Below are 18,614 nucleotides of genomic sequence, written 5' to 3'. Positions count from 1 at the left end.
CCAGCCTCCGATTCTGCGCCCAGCGAACCTCAACTCGAAGCCCCCACCGCACCACAGGACGCACCCAAGAAACGCGGCCTCAGGAAACCCGCGCGTCCTGGCGCAGGGCTCAAGAAGCAGAAGGGCCCGGCGCCGACTGACCAGAACAGTGCCACTGCTGCACCCCACAACGAATCACCCGTCACCGCGAAAGCCCCCACGAAAGTTCGTCTACCCCCGCCGCGCCTGCTCCTCATGACGGCTGCCCTCGGCGTTCTCGGCATCGTCCTGATCGCCCGATCACTCCAGCCCAATCCCACCCCTGACCTGGTCTCCGGGGCGCCCGGAACTGCCGCACCCGTCGCCCCCGGTGACGCATTGACCGCACCATCACCTGGTCGTGAGGGAGCGCCCGCGTCCCCCAGCACCCCCGGGACGCAGAGCCCACCTGTCGCGATCAGCACACCAGCGGGTCAACCGACGCCATTGCCCAACACCACCACCTCCGCCACCTCCACGCCTGCCGCGACGTCGGCGGCCGCGCCCAGCCAGTCCGGCACGGTTCCCACTACTGCCGAACCTGCTGCTGAACAGACCCCCGTGACAGCAACACCCAGCGAGGAAGTCGCCTCAGCGCTCGTCACTCCAGATCCAGCTCTCTCCAGCTCGTTCGGTTCGGGCGCACCCAGCAGCACCGGCGCCGCCCGAGCCACCGTCCAGAGTGCCGTGCAGCAATCAGCGCCAGCACCCTTCCAGACCGCCACCCCTACAGTCGTTCCCATTGATGCGGCTCCAGTCGCTCCGGTTCCTATCGTGAGCACACCCACTCCGCTGCCCGTTCAGCCGGTGAAACAGGTGAAACCGGTGCAGGTCGCACCGATCACGTACGCGCCACCCCGGTACGTGCCCCCCGCCCCTGAGCCTGTCACTCCACTGCCTGTTACCGCCCAGCCCGTCACGGTCCTGCCCGCGCCCCGCCCGCAGAGCACGGGCAGCGCCGTCGCCGTGACCGTCCTGACCCCTGCACCCAGTGAGACCGCAGCGGCCCCTGTTGCGCCCGTCACCCCCACGTCTGCATCCGTGACGTACCTCGGCTCGGTGCAATCCGAGGGCGGCCAGACCATCGCGCTGCTCACCGTCAGTGGCCGGGATGAGACGGTCACAGCGGGTCAGGTCATTCCGGGGACCAGCGTGAAGGTTGTGACGGTCACCCCTACGCAACTCACACTCCGTGATGCAAGTGGCACGCGCACCGTGCTGCTCCAGGAGGCCGAATGAACCGCATGTTGACCCTGATGCTGGCCCTGTCCAGCGCATCCTTCACCGCGTACGCCGCCACCCCGGCGGCCGTCGCCGCCACGCCCGCACTCGCGGTCACGCTCCCCAGCAACCCGAAGCTCGCCAAGACGGTCACTGTCACGCTCCCCAGTGGCGCACCACTCTCCACCGTCCTGACCGCCATCGCCAAAGCGACTGGCCTCACCCTCCTCTCCCGGGATATCCCAAGCGTGCCCGTTACCCTCTCCATCAAGGGCCTGACCGGCAAAGCCGCCCTCGAACGCCTCCTCAGCCTGTACAGCGACAAGATCGCCGCGCAACTCATCGGCGACACGCTGGTCATCGCCCCGCCAGGCGCCATCAACGCCCTGCTGACCGCGCCCAAGCCCATCCTCGTGACCGTCCCCGTGCTGCTGACGGCTGATGACGCGGCCCGCCTGGCCACCCTCACCGGGACGACCATCGTGCCCGTGGGCGAGGCGAGCATCGTCAGCGGCACGGCGGAGCAGGTCGCCCAGGTGCAGGCCCTCCTCACGACTCAGGTGAGCACACCCGCCGCTCCAGGCACCATCACCGACAGCGTGCCCATGACCCGCACGGACCCCGACCTGGCCCGCACGACCCTGGCAGCCCTGCACGACGTGAAACTCTTCGCCGCGTACGGCCGCGCGTACCTTCAGGCGCCCAGTGCCGCCGCGCTCACCGCCGCGAAGATCACCCTCGCGCAGCTGGAGAAGGACGCTCCGGACCGGCCCGCAGCTGCGTCTGACCAGGACCCCGTTCCCCTGGCCGTGCCACCGGCCGACGTGCAGCAGCAGCGCACCATCCAGACGTCCCTGAGTGCTGACCTCGTCACCCGCATCGCCGCGAGTGTCAGCAGCACCCTGAAGCCCACACCGCTGGACGCGGGCACGTACGTCCTTCGCGGCCCCGCCGACGACCTGACGGCCTTCCAGACCGCCCTGAGCGCGGCTGAAGTGCGCGAAGCCATGCGCGTCATCGTGGTGTACCCGGACGTGTCCAGCGGGACGGACGCGACCCTGAAGGAGATCTTCCCGAACGCATCCGTCCGCGTGGTCAGTGGCGGCCTGGAAGTGCGCGCCACGCCGATCGAGCAGGTACGCGTCAGCGCCTACCTGCAGCAGGTGCGCCTGGGCGCGCCCACCCCGCCCCCGACGATGGAGGCCGTCACCCTGCGCGTTCCGCTCGCGTACGCCACGGCGGCCACCCTCGTGCAGCAGCTGGGGACCCTGTACGCGCAGGACGGCACCAAGGCGGAGGGCGGGGAGAAGGCCACGACCGGCACCGCAGCCCAGGGAACGGGCAGCACAGCGTCATCTACCACCCAGGGCAGTACTCCTTCGACCAGTCAGAGCGCGGGACAGAGCGCGGGCGCCACCCTGATTGGGGGCGTGCGGGTGATCGCGGATGACCGGACGCGAAGTGTGGTCCTCACCGGCAACCCGGACGCTGTGGCCCGCGTGAAGCGCACCATCAAGGATCTCGACGAGCAACTGCCCGATGTCCGCATGGCACTGCGCATCGAACAGATCAGCGGCAGCAACGGCTCAGACCTCGGCCTCGACTGGAAGGTCGGCGTGGGCGGCTTCAGCATCGGGCACACGGACGGTGCACTCACGGCCGGGTACTCGGCTGGACTGAGCCCCGTCAGCGTGGAGGCGAAACTCCAGGCCGCCCGCACCAGCGGCCGCGCCAACACCCTGCTCGACACCTCGTTCGTCGCGCAGGACGGTCGGCCCAGCGTCTTCAGGAATGGCGGCCAGCTGCTCCTCCCGGTGACGAACACCAGCACGGGCGGCGGAACGAGCACCACCACGCAGACCCGCGAAACCTACGACTACGGCCTGAACGTCACCCTGACGCCCCGCCTGAGCCCCGACGGCCGCGTGGAACTCCAGATCCAGCTCGACCTGGGGCAGACGCCCCGCGCCGGCGTCCAGAATTCCATCCTCGTCGAGAAGCAGACCTTGACGACCATCGCCACCGTCACGCCCGGCGAGACGCTCCTCCTCGGCGGCGTGCTGTCCACCGACGACAGTGCCACGAAGAAGGGCGTGCCCATCCTGAGCGAAATTCCCGTGCTGGGCGCCCTGTTCGGGAAGACCAGCGTCACGAAGGGCACCAGTGTGCTCCTGATCAGCCTGCAGGCCGCCGACCGGTCCGACACGCGCGGCCCGGCCGTCCCTACCGTGACCCCAGGCGCGGGCGTCACCCAGATCAAGATTCCCGGCCGATAAGCCCGTCCCGTCACCCCCACGTCACCCACACTGCACCCAGCGAGGTAGTCCATGAAGAAGTTCCTCACCACCGTTGTCCTGACCGCCGTCCTCAGTACCTCCAGCCTCAGCGCCGCGCAGACCCTCACGAATGCCGTGGTCACAGCGCCCGGCGCGCAGCCCATGGTGATGCCCCTCAATGTGCAGCTCCTGCCGTACGGCACCGTCACCATCGCGAACGGCACGTACTTCATCCCGAATTACGAGGGAACCGGCGTGAGCATCTACATCCAGAGCCCGCAACCCATCCGCGTGGCCACGCTGGAGGAGACCGTGCGGTACCAGGCGGAATGGATGCGGATCACGCAGGCGATTTCGTCCGGGCGATCCACCACGCCCGCTCCAGTGCCCCAGGCCGCCACGCTCCCGGTCATGCCGCAGGCCGCCGCGCCAGTCCAGGCCTTCCCGACCAACCCGGCAGCCGCCATCGGCGTCCCCAGCACCGCCGTTCCTCCCATGGCCGCAGCTGCCCTCCCGGCCACGGCGGCGCCTGCGGTGAACTGGACGGCACCGAGCACGCCAGCGCCCACCCTGATGACCTTCCCCACCGCGACGGCGCCCACCCAACAGCCCACTCCGCCCACGCCCGCAACCTTCCCGTCGGCGACCACCATGTTCCAGCAGGCCGCGTTCCCAGCTGCGTCCAGTGCCGTCCCGGCCTCTACCTTCCCGGCCGCCGCGACCGCCTTCGCGCCGACCGCGCTGCCGGTGGTGGCCTCAGCTCCAGCTCTAAGTGTGGCGCCGCAAGTCCAGCAGGCCCAGTACGCACCCGCCACGACGCTCGTCCCCGAGTACCTGCGCCTGAGCTTCCGGGGGCGCGGCACGAACGTCACGTACTCGCTCAGCAACACCAGCAGTAGCCAGGCCATGCAGATCGACCCGGCCTCCCTGCGCGCCTACCAGAACGGCCAGCCCGTTGAAGCGCAGCTCGCTCAGCGGGACAGCAGCGGGGGCACGAACGGCGTCCTGATGCCCCGCGCGATGCTGATCGGCACGATCTCCGTCCTGACGCGATCCACCGCGCCCATCACCATCACTTGGCAAGCGAAGGACACGCAGGGCCGCATCTACCCCATCGCGTACGCTTGGATGCCGCAGTGACCGACATCAACGCCACAAGAGAATCTTGCAGGTCATATAACGACTTGGCCAGCGAACTCGCAGCCTGGAACCTGAAGGTCAAGGCAATTGTCAGGCGCAGAATGATAGGGGCATGGTGTGTCATCCTCACGGCCTGCGTGGCCACTGCCGTCACCTTGATCTTCGTCCTCCCTCCATTCATTGACATGATGAGGCGCGTCATTTCATGAGGACCTGGAATTACAAGGGCTTTGACGCCCGCGGCGCCGAACGCAAGGGGAAGATCGTCGCCGCGACGGAGGAGGAAGCTCAGAAGATGGTGACCGGCATGGGCGTGCAGGTCACCAGCATCACCCGCAACCAGGACATCACCATGCCGTGGGAGAACCGCCCCCCTAGCCTGAAGGACCGGGCCATGTTCACGCAGCAGTTCGCGCAACTTCTCGGATCAGGAAGTGTCGCGCAGAGCGAAGCCTTGGGCGTGGCGGCCCGGACTACCACCAACCGGCAGCTTCGCGCGGCCATCGAGAGTGTCCGCAAGGAGGTCGACGAAGGGCATCCCGTCGACGAAGTGGTCGCTCGTAAGCAGTACAGCCACGCGTTCGACCCGGTGTTCGTCGCCTTCATCAAAATGGGTGCTGAAGGCGGCAGCATCGCCCCGAGCCTGAAAGAGCTCAGCGAGATGTACAAGTGGCAGCTGCGGATCGCGGGCATGGTCAAGAAGGGCCTGACCCTCCCCGCCATCATCATGGCTGCGTGCTTCATCGTGACGTACTTCATCATGGCCAAGGTTGTCCCCACGTTCATGGGCATCCTGGACGGCCTGAAGGCGGAATTGCCTCCGCTGACCAAGGTCGTGAAGTCGATCAGTGAGCTCGCTTCGAACCCGCTGGTCACGCTGGGTGTCGTGGGGGTGATCGTGGGGATCATGCTGCTGTTCCGGTGGTACCGCAGCACCCCGGATGGGCACTACCGCATTGACGAGTGGATCCTGCGGTTACCGCTGGTCGGGCCGATGACCAGGACGTTCATTCTCGCCCGCGTCAGCCGCGGCCTCTCAGTGATGCTGAAGAACAGCATCCCCCTCGATGACGCCCTCTCCATCACCGCACAGCTCGCCGCGAACGACGTCTACCAGAAGCACTTCCGGGAAATGCGCGCACAGGCCATTGATGGACTGCCCATGTTCCCCGTCATGGCCGGCCATCCCAAACAATTCCCTGAGCAGTACTGGCTGCAATTCCGCGCAGCCGAGGACAAGTCCAAACTCAAGGAAACACTGAACTACCTTGGGGAGATGTACAACGACGAGGTGACGACCCAGGTCGAAGGCCTGACGACCGCCATTGAACCGATCCTGATCGTTTTCCTGGGCGGTGTGGTGGGGGTCATCGTTGTGTCCGTGTTCCTCCCGATGACGACCATGATGAACAGTATCGGCTCCGGCTCCTGAACTCTGTTCGACTACAATCTGAACCAAGCTTAGAGCCCCTTTTTCTAAGGGGCTCTAAGCTGCTTTAATGAATTCATTGATCGCATAACGATGTTGGGCTAAGAATTATCCCAAAAATGGCAAGGTAATGATTTGCCATACGAAAAATGTGAATATAAAAAAGGCTTTTGAATATATCGACTTGGAAAATGCGAAGCCAATGCAAGAGAAAAGCACAGCGAATCCGGGAACAGGCATAATTATATATGCTGTTAAAAAAAATAAAATTAAAAGTACTTCTCTAATAACCGACCATTTATAAGACAGTGGAACAATAAAAGCAAATGCAATTGTGATTTCTATAAATTGAGTAATTGCAGTGAATACTGCCGCCGGGCGGTCAACGCTGAATCTCCCAACCAGATTTACAGTTTGAGTCGTATCTTGCGTCAATAGCTGACTAATATTGTTGATATTTGTTGATAGACTATGTCTATCCAAACCTGTAAATGGGCTTGTGGTTATTCCCATAGGCACGGTTGTGATCATAAAGTATTTCATCGCATCGCCATCGGCAAATTCTGGTGACATGAATTTCCAAATAGCCGCAAAAAGGAACACACAGCCAATCAGATATTGCCCCGCCTTGCTGACAAAGCTCAATCTATCCTCAGAAAAAAACGATAGGAAAATAGCAATAATCCAATACAGTACAAGAAATGCATGGCCTCCAAGAGACCACCAGTCAATAATCGACGGTATCAATACAAGCAATAAAACTACAAACCAGAATAACTCTCTATCGAGAACATTTCTAAATATCACGGCGAATATAAATATACAACCGTATATCATTTCAATTTGTTTATTTAATCCGGTGAATGTCAACAAAGTGAAAAGGGTCATGAGGCAGATTGTCTGCCATGTATCCACAGTCTTAAGTAAACTTTCTATGGTAGATTTTTTACCGACAAGGCTCAACTGTAACTGACTCCTTTAATGAATTGGTAACTGTGTACATTTTATCGTCAAATGATATTTCTCTAAAATCCACTTGAACTGCTTTCAATTCTGGATATTTAAATCTAATCTCTGAATTACACGCTATCTGCTCCCCATAATTAATGAGATTACGTCGAGAAGCTCGAATCATAATTATCTCATTCGCCCGCCTCATAGTCTGCGGCGCCTCCGCGCGCTGCCAATCACCATTCTGATCACGGACGAAAATGAACACACGACGACCCCGCTGATCACTCATCGTCGAATACATACCGAAGCCTCCACCTCGCCATGCACTCACAGTCTCGTGATGCCAACGCCAAACATGGGCAGACGCAACCAGCGTCAAGATGACGGCTGGTACGGTCGCCAGCATGTGGTCAAGACGGCTTATATTCGGCATACGACGCTATAGTTTAAGCCATGTCCACCCCGCTCGAAGACCTGGATGCCAGGGCACAAGCGCTCATGGATGATTACCGGGCGCTGATCGAGGTGTCCGTGGATCAATCGAACCTGCCCTCCTGGTTCGCGACCTGGAGCCAGCTCAAAATGCGTGTCCAAACACTCTGGATCGAGCAAATCGTCGGTCAATATCAGCGCCCGGGCGACGAAGCCACCGACGCTCTACACAAGCGCTACACGCAACACTGGTTACCTGAACTCGAGAAGCTCGACGGCGTCCTGAACGAACTGGCCAACCAGATCGGTCTAGAATCTGTCAACCCTGCCGTCTCCGCATTGATCGCCAGTGGGCCCGCACCCTCACCCCGCATGGCCGAACTGGAGCAGGAATTCAGGCGACTGACGAAGCAATACCAAGATGTCGTAAGCCAACACCACGTTATGTTTGCGGGCAAGATGCTGACGATGGCGGACGCTGAGCACATCCTGCGCGAAAGCCAAGACCGCAACGAACGTGAGGCCGTCTGGAACGCTGTCAAGGCTGTTGAAATGGCCTCTGCGTCAGGGCTTGACGACCTCTTCGCGAAGATACTCAGCGTACGCCGGGCAATGGCAGCGGAGGCAGGCCAAGCCAACTACGCCAGTTACAGTTGGTTAGACCGCAATGACACCATTGCAGGCACGGAGGAACTGCTTCGGACGATCAGTGAGGTCTTCCATCCTGTCGATGGTTCCCTCCATACACACCGAGCGAAGGCCTTAGGCGTCCCCACGCTGCGACCGTGGGATCTGCAGGTCGCACTTGTTGAGCCCAAATCATTCGATCTTCCTCTCGATCAATATGTGCCTACGGCAATCCAAGTCCTGAACAGCCTCGATACCCGATTCGGGGAAGTTGTTCACCAGATCCAACAGTATGAAGGGTTCGATCTAGCGCCCAGACCTGGGAAGCCAAACGGCAATATCTGCGCTCATTTTATGGCCACCGGTCGTTCAGTACTGGTCTGTAATTTTACCGGCGGCGTCAATCTCTTCCGGGGTTTTTTGCACGAACTGGGTCACGCTATACATAATCACACCATATCAAGCAATCCAGATCATGTTTTCTGGGATTTTATAAATTTCTGGGAAGTTCAAGAATTCTATGCATTCGTATTCACCTATATAGGCCTGTTAGAATTCTTTGAGCTTCATAATATCGCAGAAGATGAGCGGACCTGGTATCTACGTTCCACGGCTGAGCGCATCATGGAACGCTTCCGCGATGTTGAGGAGAGAACTCGACTGGAGCTCTGGATCTATCAGCAGGAGCAACAGCCGACTGCCGAGGAGATCGATGCGGAGTTCCTCCGGTTGGTCCAGACCTCAGGCGTGGATTGGAGCGGATTTGAGGACATTCTGAAGAAAGGTTGGCAGAAGCCCCATACCTTCCGTTTTGCTTTCTACAACGTGGATTTTGCGATTGCGATGATCGCAGCGCTCCAATTCGTGCACGCGTTCAACCAGGACCGAAATGCGGCTCTTGAACGCCTGAAGTCCAGTATGTTGTTAGGCGCGACCACAGGGAGTAAACGGATTTTCGCCGAGGCTGGTATTGCGTACCCATTTCAGAAGGAACAGCTAGCTTTGGCCCGAACAGTTCTCGCAGAATGGTTGACATAGGGGATTATTATGTTTAAGAAAATCGCCGCCTATTTGCTGGTTTTAGGACTTGGTGTATGTTCCGCATTTGCGATTGCAGCAGACGGTCATACACTCGCTTCGGATGACGGCAGTAGGAAATGCTGTGCTTCCTACACCACCGATTCCAATTAGCCTTCTGCGTTAACTCAAGTTAACGGTCAAACTACACATAGGAGTCATTATGTTTAAGAAGGTTGCTGCTTACTTACTTGTTGCTGGCATGGCTTTAGGTGCGGCTTTTGCATATGCTGCAGACGGAAAGAGCTTCACGACCAGTGGAGCCACAGGTGGCGGGAACTGCTGCGGCTCGCTCACTACTGACCACGATTAACACACCATCAATAACATCGGGAAGAGGTAATGAATGGACGTCCACGGAATTGACCTTGGATCATCTCAAATTTTTCAAGATTGGTTCTTGGAACAACTGGAAGATTCAATTCCTCCCGAAAAAATAGTTGAAGCGCTCGAAGCCCTCGGAACAACCGAGGCGTACATTCGGGCGCTCATTGTCTCGTATTGGCGTACCACCCCGCAAATGGAGCGACTCATTAAGCATGGCCTATCCATGAATGATGCGGTTGCCAATGAGACAGCCAAGGGATTTGCTGTTTATCGGCGCTCAATCAAAATTTTACAAGAAGGTGGGCCTCAAATGCATGTCCGGGTTGCGGAGATGCGAGGAGCTCTTGATTTTGCGCTGGACCGTCTAAGCAAATTACCCATGAGCGATTTAGTCATGGAAGCTCAGATCGGCATTTATATTCCTCTCTCCGTACTTGCCCTGAATGAGCAGGATTTTGATCAAGCGATTCGATTTGCATCGCAAGCATTATTTATTGCAGAGGAAATGAATGCTGCAGTGTCTACAGCACGGGCACGGGCAATTTTGATATCCTGTCATTCTACTGCGGGACATGTAGAAACCACGGCCGCCCTCGTACAAGACGACCGGAAGAAAGGCTTCCGGTACTCCTGGCGCTACACAGAACTGGTCCTTGCAAACAGTTTGTATATCCTTGGAAATTATGTTGAGGCTGAAAGTATCTTAGCCAGTCTGGCAGAGCGCACGGACGGCGCCTACCAGGTCCGAGCACACTCAATGATGCAGCGCAATGCCGCCCTTTGGGGCATCGGTGGACTCACTGGTGAAGTGCCACCCACTGCACTCGGTGAAGAGCCGTTCGGTTGGATCACTGAAGCAATGCGGGCCCTGATGATGGCCACCGCAACACCTCGCGAGGGAAAAGAGGCCGAGGAGCGAGCGGCCCACTTTGCGACAGCTCTCCACATCTGCGAGCAATCAGACGACGATGGCCTACGAATTTATCAATGGCAACATGTGTTCGCCAAATGGGTACGCGCAACTGCGTACCTGGGACGAGGTGAGTTTTCATCAGCGGCAGGCGTGCTGGAACGCCTGGATGCCCTACCTGATGAGATGTTCGATGTGCGTGTGCTCTCTCTCGGCGCCGGGCTCGAGCTCGCGTTGAGCTGGGCCGCGCCAGAAGATTTCTCCGTCGCGAAATTTGAATCCAAATTGCGTAAGGTCTTCGCTGAAGCCGAGAAAATTCGCTATGCCAGCGCGCCTGGACTGGCGAAACTGCTGCAGCGCTGGCATCCCACAGCAGCGGCCTATCTCGCATTGATGCCTGACCCTATTACCGCGTGTGCGTTTGCCGTTCGGAATGTCATGAAAGTCGGACAGCAGAATCTTGTCTTTGATGACGTGACGCTGCCACCGGTCTATGCCTGTGACCTGGTGCTCAGAGCGCTGGACTTCGACCTCCGCAGGGACTTCTCATTCATTCAGAGCGACCTGGGAGGAAGTCGCCGAAAGAAGAAAGACCTTCTGCAGCAAGTTGGCGAGGTCACCCTCTGGCGTCAACCTGTCTCCGCAGTTCGAATTGCATACGGACTGCTCTCACACCGGAACGACGTCTACCACTTCCGGGCACGTTCTATCTTGGCGACTTATGGGATTCGGCCGACGACGACCGCGATCTATCCCATGATGGGAACGCTAGAAGCGGTGGAGCGGGCGACCCGCGACTTGCTGGAGGGCAATCTGACGCCCAAAGGACTGACGAGAAAGATGCTCGAAGCTCAGTAAGCAATGCAGCCAGTCATGACCTGATTTACAACACGCAATTTCCCAACTCATCATTTTCACATGAAGTAGTCGGCTGCCTGTCAGCCGATTACTTCATCTCCCCATTAGTATCCAGACATGCAACATCGCACGGGGATCTTGGGGGGGCGCTGGTCGTGATCAATCGGTCCGTCACGGCAACGGCATGCCACATGCTCACGCGTGGCGCCATACGGGTCACAGCGGTCCTTCGGATGGACGTATGACGCCCGCACACCAGATCACTCCCCTGTATCGCCAGGAGTTTGGGCCCTGCACGGAGTTGTTGACCGTCCCGGGTCCACCCCGCATGCCTATAGCCACAGGCGCAAGGGCTGCCGCCCTCGCCATCACATGCCGCCTGTACACCGACATCGGTACACTGCATCTCATCCGCGGCCGCGATTCACTTGCGACGGGATTCCTGGCCATTCATCCACGGCTCTCACCGCACCATGCCACCCCCGCTGTCACCGTCCAAGCCTGCGGGCAAGTTCATTTCGACGGGGTGTACCTGCATCACGTGCTCCAGCCTTTCATCGAGTTGGAGATTCAGCATGTGGTGTCCCTCCACCTGGAGCAGTTACGTGCCCTCCCCGTGCCAGAAGGTCTGCTCAGCGTAAGTGATCAGGCTGTTCGCATGGCCGTCGGCACGGGCGAAGTGTACGTCCGCGACGCAGAGAGCTACCTGACCGTCTCCTGGGAGTCAGGCCGGCAGAACTATCGCTGGGCTGCGTTTCAGGACAACACATCCACGCTGAACTTACGGCCTGTGATCACGTGTACACGGCAGAACCAGACGGCATTGCGTGGCTTCGATCAGGAGCTCACTGCGGCTTATCAGCAGCAGGATCATCTGACACCCATCGCCATCGGATTAGCAGCACTGCGTATTCACCAGGCCGACATTCAGATCGCAACACACGATCACCACCGGTACTGGACAGAATTTACAGTGCAGCACGTACGAAACGCCCTCTCGATCTGAGGTTCAAAGCATGACCAGGACTCCACACGTCGTCCCCTTCTCTGGTCCGCATCTTTCCAACGGCAACAGCACCCGGCACAACATGCCGGATCGGCCGCACTCCAGCCTGCCTGTCACGCGCATCCTGACGCCTGTTGGTCTGGTCTACCTCCTCCCTGACACGCAGGCCCTTGCCTGCGGATTCGTGGCGGTTATCCCGGAACTCTCCGAACATCACGCCACGCCAGACCTCACCGTGCATCGGTGTGGGCGCGTCGAGCTCGATGGCGTTTTTCTCCTGCCGCATCTCGTACCATATATCGAGGAACAGGTGCGCCAGGCGCTGGTGCCACACCTGATAACCTTTCAGGTCACGGATACGCCAACCGGGTTCCTGAACGTGCGCTCGCGCGCCCTCAGGATCCGTGTGGGAAGCGGTGAGGTATTGATCCGCGACGAGGACGGGTACCTGGCCGCCTACTGGTCTAACGACGAGGTGGAAGTCAGTTGGGCGGTCTTCCCGGGGCAGTCAACCTTCGATGTGACTCGCTGCGTGGTCACAGAAGCAGATGAAGAGGCCTTGATCACCCTCAATACGGCGTTGCTCACTGCGGAACAGGCAGACACGAGTGTGCCGTGCGGAGTCATGCTCCAAGCGCTCCGTCAGCAAACGCACGACCTGGAGACCGCGAACGAAGTGCACCGTGAGCACTGGGCGAACCACGCCTCGAGTCATGTCCGCCAAACACTTTCCGTCTGAGCTGCTGGGTGCTTTTTCTCAGCAGTCGCCCGTAGGGCCGTCAGAACGAAGTGACGATCACCCCCACACATGGGACGGTGCCGGCATGACGGCCCAAGTTGACTTCCTCCCAAATCGTATGATGGCTCCATGGTCAAAGGGCTGCCCATGAAGCCAATTCGTGAAGCGCAGTATCACGATGAGTTGAACCTAGCCCGGTTGAACGTCATTCTGGCGACAAATCGAACCAAGCTGCAGCACTGGCGGAAGAAACTCCAGTTGGACGCGTTTGGAGAAATTGCCATTGAATGCACCGCAGCCAACGGCCACGTGGTCCCACACGGTCTCGACAATGACGTGTTGATGGGCCTGATCACGGGAGCCGTACTGCAGAATGTTGAACCTGGAGGCGAGATCCGACTGACCGCGACCGAACTCATTCGATTGAGCGGTCTGCCGGACTGTGAGCGTGTCTTTCAGCGCCTTGAAGAATCTCTGGAGCGGCTCCAGTGGACCGCCCTCAAGATCAGCGAAGCCTGGCTTGATGAGGGTAAACAGCACGCACGCAGCATCAAACTGTCCATCGTCAGCAAACACTGGGTTGAGAACGTTACTGATCCCACCGTCAAGAATCCGGGTCAGTGGCAAGGCATGACGAAGCTGGTTATCCGCCTGGATCCGGAACTGACGAGAAGCATTCGCATTGGGTACATTAGGCCGCTCAACAGCGCCATTCTCGGTCAGATCAAACAGCCGATGGGGCGGAGCGTCTACCGAGCACTGTCGCTCCTCCGCACCACCTCAACGACAAGTGGACCAGCGCCGCTGTACATGGAACTCCCGCTCGTGGCCTGGGCCGATCACCTTGGGTTGACGCATCATCTTCCAGAGCTCAACTTCGTTCAGAAAATTCAGCGGGCCCTGGAACCTGCACATGCAGCCTTGCAGAGCGCAGGCTACTTAGCGGAGGTCAAATATAGTGGCCGAGGTGATGCCAAAACCGTGTCATACACGTTCGCTGCAGAAGAAATGCAGCCGGTCAACCCAGAGGTTGCACAACTACTCCGGCCACACCTCGGAGAACAGCGCGCCATTCAGTTGGCCACTGAACTGACACCAGAGCATGTCCGGACAGTCCTGGGGCAGTTCGAGAGGCTGCTCCAGACTGACTACAGCCGGAAAGTTCGCAGCCGACCAGGGCTACTCCACGACATGTTGATCAATCCAGGCAAGTACAACAGCGTCACCGGTTTGCCAGAAAAACCCACGGCCAGACAACCTATCCGGGAACTTTTACCCATTGACGACGTCATGCCAACACCAAACCAAGCTGCCTTCGAGATGACCTTTAAAGTCGTGTCTAGATCTTGGCAGGAAGCCAACATCCGGCAGTACAAGCCCCGGTTATGGGAACTCTACAAAGATGGCCGAATCACGACGTTCGACTTGTCACGGCAGCTTTCCGACCTTGATCCATCGTCAGTGGCCGCACAACTTGATCGTTGGGAGCAGGCTGTCTGATCTGTTTACTCAGCTGATAGAACACCAGGAGTGGAGGGAAATCCCTCCGCTTTTTCGTTCAATCACCTCCGACTCTTTGGGTGAGTTCTGGACTGCCTGCCTCCGACTCTTTGGGTGAATTGCCGAAATCCACCACCGACTCTTTGGGTGAATTACCTCCGACTCTTTGGGTGAGTTCTGGACTGCCTGCCTCCGACTCTTTGGGTGAATTGCCGAAATCCACCACCGACTCTTTGGGTGAATTACCTCCGACTCTTTGGGTGAGTTCTGGACTGCCTGCCTCCGACTCTTTGAGTGAATTGCCGAAATCCACCACCGACTCTTTGGGTGAATTACCTCCGACTCTTTGGGTGAAAAAATTGTTTTTTGTCGTCTGAGGCGAGATTTTCCGCAATGCCTAGAAGAAGATCTTCTTATATTTTTAAATGCTTTTAAAACATAAGAAAACTTCATCCAGAAAGGGCACGCAGTTGTCGAGTTGGTCGCCCTGCCGTTCATGGCACAGGCCCACCGCGTCGCACACACGGTTCTGGACCAGTCATTTAGTACAACGGGTTGCCCGCAGAGTCCTATCCATGACCAAGGGTCCGCCTCAGGCCGTGCAGACCCGCGTGTGCGCCGTTGCCCAGACCGAGAACCGCCAACACACTCGACCAAGCATTGATCCCAGGGGGTTTCCACTGTTGTCCCCTGAATACCCCCTCCCCCCCTACGGGGGCAACGGTGTCGTCACCCCCACGCACATCACGCTGCAGGTATGCGCCAAGGATTCACACTGATCGAGTTACTGGTGGTGATCGCCATCATCGCGGTCCTCGCCGCCCTGCTGCTGCCCAGCTACGCGGGCGCGATAAACGACACCGACCGCAGGGCCGCCACCCTCCACGCCCAGGCTGTCCGCCTCGCCCTGAACACGACACTGGCAGGCAACCCTCAGCTGACCACGGCCACTTGGGGGACCGTGACCTGCACGTCGGCGCGCGACATCACCGCGAACGGCGTGACGACCCCAAATGGTGGAAACGGCTGGTCAGATGCCCCCCGCGGCACCTCCTGCGTCGCCGTGTCAGAGACGCAACGCACGTACCGGGTCACCGTTACTCTCGCCGACGGCTCCACCGCGAGTGCGCCGTGAACCGCGCCGGATTCAGCATGGCCGAGATCCTGGTCGTCATCGCCATCACGGCCATCCTCACCGCGATCGGCGTCACGGCCATGCCCAAGCAGAACCAGGACGTCACCCTGGACGGCCTGCCGAGCCGGTTCATGGCCGCCCTGGAAAGTGCTCACGGGCAGGCCATGGCCGAACGCACCGCCGTCACCCTCGCCGGGACGGCCCGGGAGCTCACCGTGACCACCGTCGACGGCACAGAACGCGTCTCCTTCGCCCCGGCACAGACGGCCGGCACCATTACCATCCAGCCCAGCGGCTCCACGACAGGCACCGTCACGCTCACGCTGCCCAACGGAACGTGCAGCCGGTACAGCCTCACCATGTACGGCACCAGTGCAGCAGGGATGTGCTGATGCGGCATCACGCGCACAGAACGTCCGGGCTCACCCTCGTCGAAGCCCTGGTCGGCACACTCCTCCTCCTCCTCGCGCTCACCGCGTTCGCCGCAGTGGCCGCGCAATCCGCTCGAGTCGTTGCAACCGGGCAACTTACGAACTTCGCCGCCGATGCCCTGAACGGCGCCGCTCAGGCTGCCCAGCGTGGCAACACGCAGTACACCCAGGCCCGCACCCTTACCTCGGACGAACTCCGCCTGCTCGCCCAGAGCGCGGGCCGACGGAACGATCTCTCCGCAGCCCTGACCGGTGACGTCGTACCCCAAGGCGGCAACCCACCCCGAGTCCGGATTTCCATTCGAGGACCCGGTATCGCCATCAGCGAGGTCGTCACTGTCCCAGGCGGCACCCCGTGACCCACCCCCACACCCGTCGCAGATGGGTGCCACCGTTTATCACTGGTCCCCCCAGCCACCGTCCGGCCCCCGTCACACCACCTGAGGAGTCATCATGATCAAATCCACCCCCCCACCCACACGCGGCTTCACCCTCATCGAGGTCCTGGTTGCCGTCACGATCGCAGTCCTGGTCGTGGGCTTCGTCGCCGCCATCCTCCCTCGCGCGACCAGTGCCTCCGCCGAACAGGCCCAAACAGTGCGCGCCACGACCCGCGTGAGTGCCGTCACCCAGATCCTCGTCGAGCAATTCAACGATGGGGGCTTCGCCGGCTTCGCCACGGGCACCAGTTCCACACTCACCGCCGTGTTCACGACAGGCGCTTCAACTACTGTGCCCCTCCAGCGCGACTTCGCCACGGCCTCGACCATCTACGTGCCCGGCCTGCGGGCCACCGTAGGCAGTCAGGTCCTGCTCGTCACCTCATCCGGCATCAGCAAGGTCGCAACCGTGACAGCCATGCCGAGCACGGGCGTATTCACGCTCGACTGCCAGCCGGGCCTACCGACCACCGGCACGGTCGTGGCCTACCCGGCGCGCACGCTCACCCTGGCCCTCCAGGACGGCACCATCCGCCGCACCACCAACGGCGTCACGAGCAGCCTGGGCAGCAGTGAAGGCGTCTCGTTCTCGTACCTGTACGAGGAGACCCCGTCCGGCCGCCTCATCCGCGATCCAGCAGGCGCTCCTGCGAACCGCGTAGCCGCCGGCACACTCGTCGGCCTCGTTCCCGTCAGTGTCGATCCCCGAGCTGATCGCGCAGCCGCTGTCCCCCTCCAGGTGTCTAGGATCCGCCGCATGCTGGGATGCACCGAATCGGCCGCCATCACCCCGAACGAAGGCCGCCTGAACGTCACCATCTCCGGCCTCCCCACCGGCGCCACACCCGACGTGAGCCTGAGCGGCCCGGACGCCGCCGTCAACGGACAGCGCCCCACATCCAGCCAGAGCTACCAGCCCGTCCAGCGCGGCACGTACGCCATGACCGCACGGCAGGTCAGCGCGGGCGGCCGCACGTACGTCCCAGAAATCCGCGGGTCACCCGCCACGCTCCTGAACACCTGGGGCCAGATCTACATGGCCACCACGTACCGCGAAGCCCGGGGCACCATCACCGCCAACGTCACTGGCCTCCCCACCGGCGGCCAGGGCACCATCACCCTGACCGGGCCGGACGCACAGACCATCAGCGTCTCGAACGGCAGCAGGGCCGTCGACGTCGCCGCGGGAACGTACAGCGTGTCTGCACCCGCCGTCACCATCAGCGGCGTCACCTACACACCGACCGTCCCCTCCTCGATCACCGTCACCAATAACGGCAACGTCACGCTCCCCGTGAACTACACCGCGCCGACTGGCGGAACGCTGGTCATCAATGTGATCGGCCTCCCTACCGGGGGCATGGCCGACATCACCTACTACTACCTGGCAACCGGCGCGACATCGAAGCAAACGTCAGGTAGCGGGACCGTCACCTTCTCGGGCCTTCCAGCAGGCAACTACGTCGTGTCTGGCAGCAATTGGCTGACGTACGCCACAACCAACGTCATTGCGAACCTTCCGGCAGGTGGAACGCAATACGTCACGTTGAACTACGGCATAGAAGCTATCGAACCAAGTGATCCACCCAGCACACCACCTCCCCCAGTACTACCTGGTGACCCTCCATCGCCTCCCGCATCCCCACCACCCACCGAACCACCTCCTGCGTCCCCACCTCCTGCGGAACCGCCTCCTTCCGGTGGCGGTGGCGGTGGCGGCGGTGGTGGCGGCGGCCCACCTCAGTGCTTCTATGACGGGCACGGCGACGGATCGTGCGGTTTTTAACACTGATCACCACAACCGCTTGACAAGGGCGCGCGGTATTGCTCTTTAAGAGAGAGGACTTGGCTGGCACTCCAGTGGCCCACGACGCCCAAACGCGAGTACCGCCAGGTCCTCCCCTTTCTTGCCCTCACGCTCAGGCGCCACGTCCGCCACTAGGAGCAACCATGAAACGTCTTGCTGCATCCCTCATCGTGCTGAGCGCTCTGCTTGCCTCCTGTGGAGGAACAACGCCCACGACTCCAACACCACCCAACACTACGATTCCTGAACCCAGCACACCGCCGCCCCTGACCCCAACGCCAACTCCA

At 60.2% G+C, this 18,614-nt stretch carries 15 protein-coding genes; 14 read left to right on the top strand and 1 reads right to left on the bottom strand.

The features are described from left to right. The first annotated feature begins 792 nt into the window (after positions 1-792). The 4 genes from DEIGR_RS20945 (at position 793) to DEIGR_RS17390 (ending at position 6,087) form a co-directional block, all read left to right on the top strand. Positions 793-1,257, top strand: a complete 465-nt coding sequence (locus tag DEIGR_RS20945) for a hypothetical protein (protein ID WP_160329960.1) — start codon at positions 793-795, stop codon at positions 1,255-1,257. Between the two features lie 5 nt (positions 1,258-1,262). Beyond that, the gene (locus DEIGR_RS17400) at positions 1,263-3,515 is read left to right on the top strand and encodes a type II secretion system protein GspD (RefSeq protein WP_160329959.1); all 2,253 of its coding nucleotides are present in this window, start codon (positions 1,263-1,265) and stop codon (positions 3,513-3,515) included. A gap of 51 nt (positions 3,516-3,566) precedes the next feature. Next, positions 3,567-4,655, top strand: a complete 1,089-nt coding sequence (locus DEIGR_RS17395; protein WP_058979509.1) for a hypothetical protein — start codon at positions 3,567-3,569, stop codon at positions 4,653-4,655. Between the two features lie 205 nt (positions 4,656-4,860). After that, positions 4,861-6,087: a type II secretion system F family protein gene (locus DEIGR_RS17390; protein WP_058979507.1), complete on the top strand. Its 1,227-nt coding sequence runs from the start codon at positions 4,861-4,863 to the stop codon at positions 6,085-6,087. Positions 6,088-6,192: 105 nt separating this feature from the next. Here DEIGR_RS17390 and DEIGR_RS20550 read toward each other — a convergent pair whose 3' ends face one another. Next, positions 6,193-6,972 (bottom strand): hypothetical protein, encoded by a 780-nt coding sequence (locus DEIGR_RS20550; RefSeq protein ID WP_153013919.1) that lies wholly within the window; start codon positions 6,970-6,972, stop codon positions 6,193-6,195. A gap of 519 nt (positions 6,973-7,491) precedes the next feature. Here DEIGR_RS20550 and DEIGR_RS19940 point away from each other — a divergent pair. The 10 genes from DEIGR_RS19940 to DEIGR_RS21155 all read left to right on the top strand — a co-directional run bounded on the left by DEIGR_RS19940 (position 7,492) and on the right by DEIGR_RS21155 (position 18,306). Next, positions 7,492-9,135 carry a M3 family metallopeptidase gene (locus tag DEIGR_RS19940; protein WP_083524272.1) on the top strand — a complete coding sequence of 548 codons (1,644 nt, stop codon included), beginning with the start codon at positions 7,492-7,494 and terminating at the stop codon, positions 9,133-9,135. A gap of 385 nt (positions 9,136-9,520) precedes the next feature. Further along, positions 9,521-11,269 (top strand): hypothetical protein, encoded by a 1,749-nt coding sequence (locus DEIGR_RS20545; RefSeq protein ID WP_153013918.1) that lies wholly within the window; start codon positions 9,521-9,523, stop codon positions 11,267-11,269. 241 nt (positions 11,270-11,510) lie between these two features. Continuing rightward, positions 11,511-12,275 carry a hypothetical protein gene (locus tag DEIGR_RS20540; protein ID WP_153013917.1) on the top strand — a complete coding sequence of 255 codons (765 nt, stop codon included), beginning with the start codon at positions 11,511-11,513 and terminating at the stop codon, positions 12,273-12,275. 10 nt (positions 12,276-12,285) lie between these two features. After that, complete coding sequence (locus tag DEIGR_RS17370; protein WP_153013916.1) at positions 12,286-13,014, top strand: hypothetical protein; 729 nt, start codon at positions 12,286-12,288, stop codon at positions 13,012-13,014. Positions 13,015-13,143: 129 nt separating this feature from the next. Continuing rightward, positions 13,144-14,514, top strand: coding sequence for a replication initiator protein A (locus tag DEIGR_RS19935; RefSeq protein WP_083524271.1), 1,371 nt, complete (start codon positions 13,144-13,146; stop codon positions 14,512-14,514). An 80-nt stretch (positions 14,515-14,594) separates the two neighbouring features. After that, complete coding sequence (locus DEIGR_RS20535) at positions 14,595-14,891, top strand: hypothetical protein (RefSeq protein ID WP_153013915.1); 297 nt, start codon at positions 14,595-14,597, stop codon at positions 14,889-14,891. A gap of 380 nt (positions 14,892-15,271) precedes the next feature. Further along, positions 15,272-15,649, top strand: a complete 378-nt coding sequence (locus DEIGR_RS17360) for a type II secretion system protein (RefSeq protein ID WP_058979495.1) — start codon at positions 15,272-15,274, stop codon at positions 15,647-15,649. Further along, on the top strand, positions 15,646-16,041 hold the full coding sequence (locus DEIGR_RS17355) for a pilus assembly FimT family protein (RefSeq protein WP_058979494.1): 396 nt from the start codon (positions 15,646-15,648) through the stop codon (positions 16,039-16,041). The genes DEIGR_RS17360 and DEIGR_RS17355 overlap by 4 nt, the downstream gene beginning before the upstream one ends. After that, the gene (locus DEIGR_RS17350; RefSeq protein ID WP_153013913.1) at positions 16,041-16,439 is read left to right on the top strand and encodes a hypothetical protein; all 399 of its coding nucleotides are present in this window, start codon (positions 16,041-16,043) and stop codon (positions 16,437-16,439) included. Before DEIGR_RS17355 ends, DEIGR_RS17350 begins: the two co-directional genes overlap by 1 nt. 94 nt (positions 16,440-16,533) lie before the next feature. Beyond that, positions 16,534-18,306, top strand: coding sequence for a prepilin-type N-terminal cleavage/methylation domain-containing protein (locus tag DEIGR_RS21155; RefSeq protein ID WP_058979490.1), 1,773 nt, complete (start codon positions 16,534-16,536; stop codon positions 18,304-18,306). The last annotated feature ends 308 nt before the right edge of the window (positions 18,307-18,614 follow it).

The sequence above is a fragment of the Deinococcus grandis genome, assembly GCF_001485435.1.
GTDB lineage: Bacteria > Deinococcota > Deinococci > Deinococcales > Deinococcaceae > Deinococcus > Deinococcus grandis.
Note: the sequence above shows the minus strand (reverse complement) of the source record. Positions and strands in the feature narration are given on the sequence as shown.

Excerpts from the sequence above, each read along its gene's own strand:
- DEIGR_RS20545 (WP_153013918.1), top strand. The coding sequence starts at position 9,521 with ATGGACGTCCACGGAATTGACCTTGGATCATCTCAAATTTTTCAAGAT.
- DEIGR_RS17350 (WP_153013913.1), top strand. The coding sequence starts at position 16,041 with ATGCGGCATCACGCGCACAGAACGTCCGGGCTCACCCTCGTCGAAGCC.
- DEIGR_RS20540 (WP_153013917.1), top strand. The coding sequence starts at position 11,511 with ATGACGCCCGCACACCAGATCACTCCCCTGTATCGCCAGGAGTTTGGG.
- DEIGR_RS17360 (WP_058979495.1), top strand. The coding sequence starts at position 15,272 with ATGCGCCAAGGATTCACACTGATCGAGTTACTGGTGGTGATCGCCATC.
- DEIGR_RS21155 (WP_058979490.1), top strand. The coding sequence starts at position 16,534 with ATGATCAAATCCACCCCCCCACCCACACGCGGCTTCACCCTCATCGAG.
- DEIGR_RS17390 (WP_058979507.1), top strand. The coding sequence starts at position 4,861 with ATGAGGACCTGGAATTACAAGGGCTTTGACGCCCGCGGCGCCGAACGC.
- DEIGR_RS19935 (WP_083524271.1), top strand. The coding sequence starts at position 13,144 with ATGGTCAAAGGGCTGCCCATGAAGCCAATTCGTGAAGCGCAGTATCAC.
- DEIGR_RS17395 (WP_058979509.1), top strand. The coding sequence starts at position 3,567 with ATGAAGAAGTTCCTCACCACCGTTGTCCTGACCGCCGTCCTCAGTACC.
- DEIGR_RS17400 (WP_160329959.1), top strand. The coding sequence starts at position 1,263 with ATGTTGACCCTGATGCTGGCCCTGTCCAGCGCATCCTTCACCGCGTAC.
- DEIGR_RS17370 (WP_153013916.1), top strand. The coding sequence starts at position 12,286 with ATGACCAGGACTCCACACGTCGTCCCCTTCTCTGGTCCGCATCTTTCC.
- DEIGR_RS19940 (WP_083524272.1), top strand. The coding sequence starts at position 7,492 with ATGTCCACCCCGCTCGAAGACCTGGATGCCAGGGCACAAGCGCTCATG.
- DEIGR_RS20550 (WP_153013919.1), bottom strand. The coding sequence starts at position 6,972 with ATGACCCTTTTCACTTTGTTGACATTCACCGGATTAAATAAACAAATT.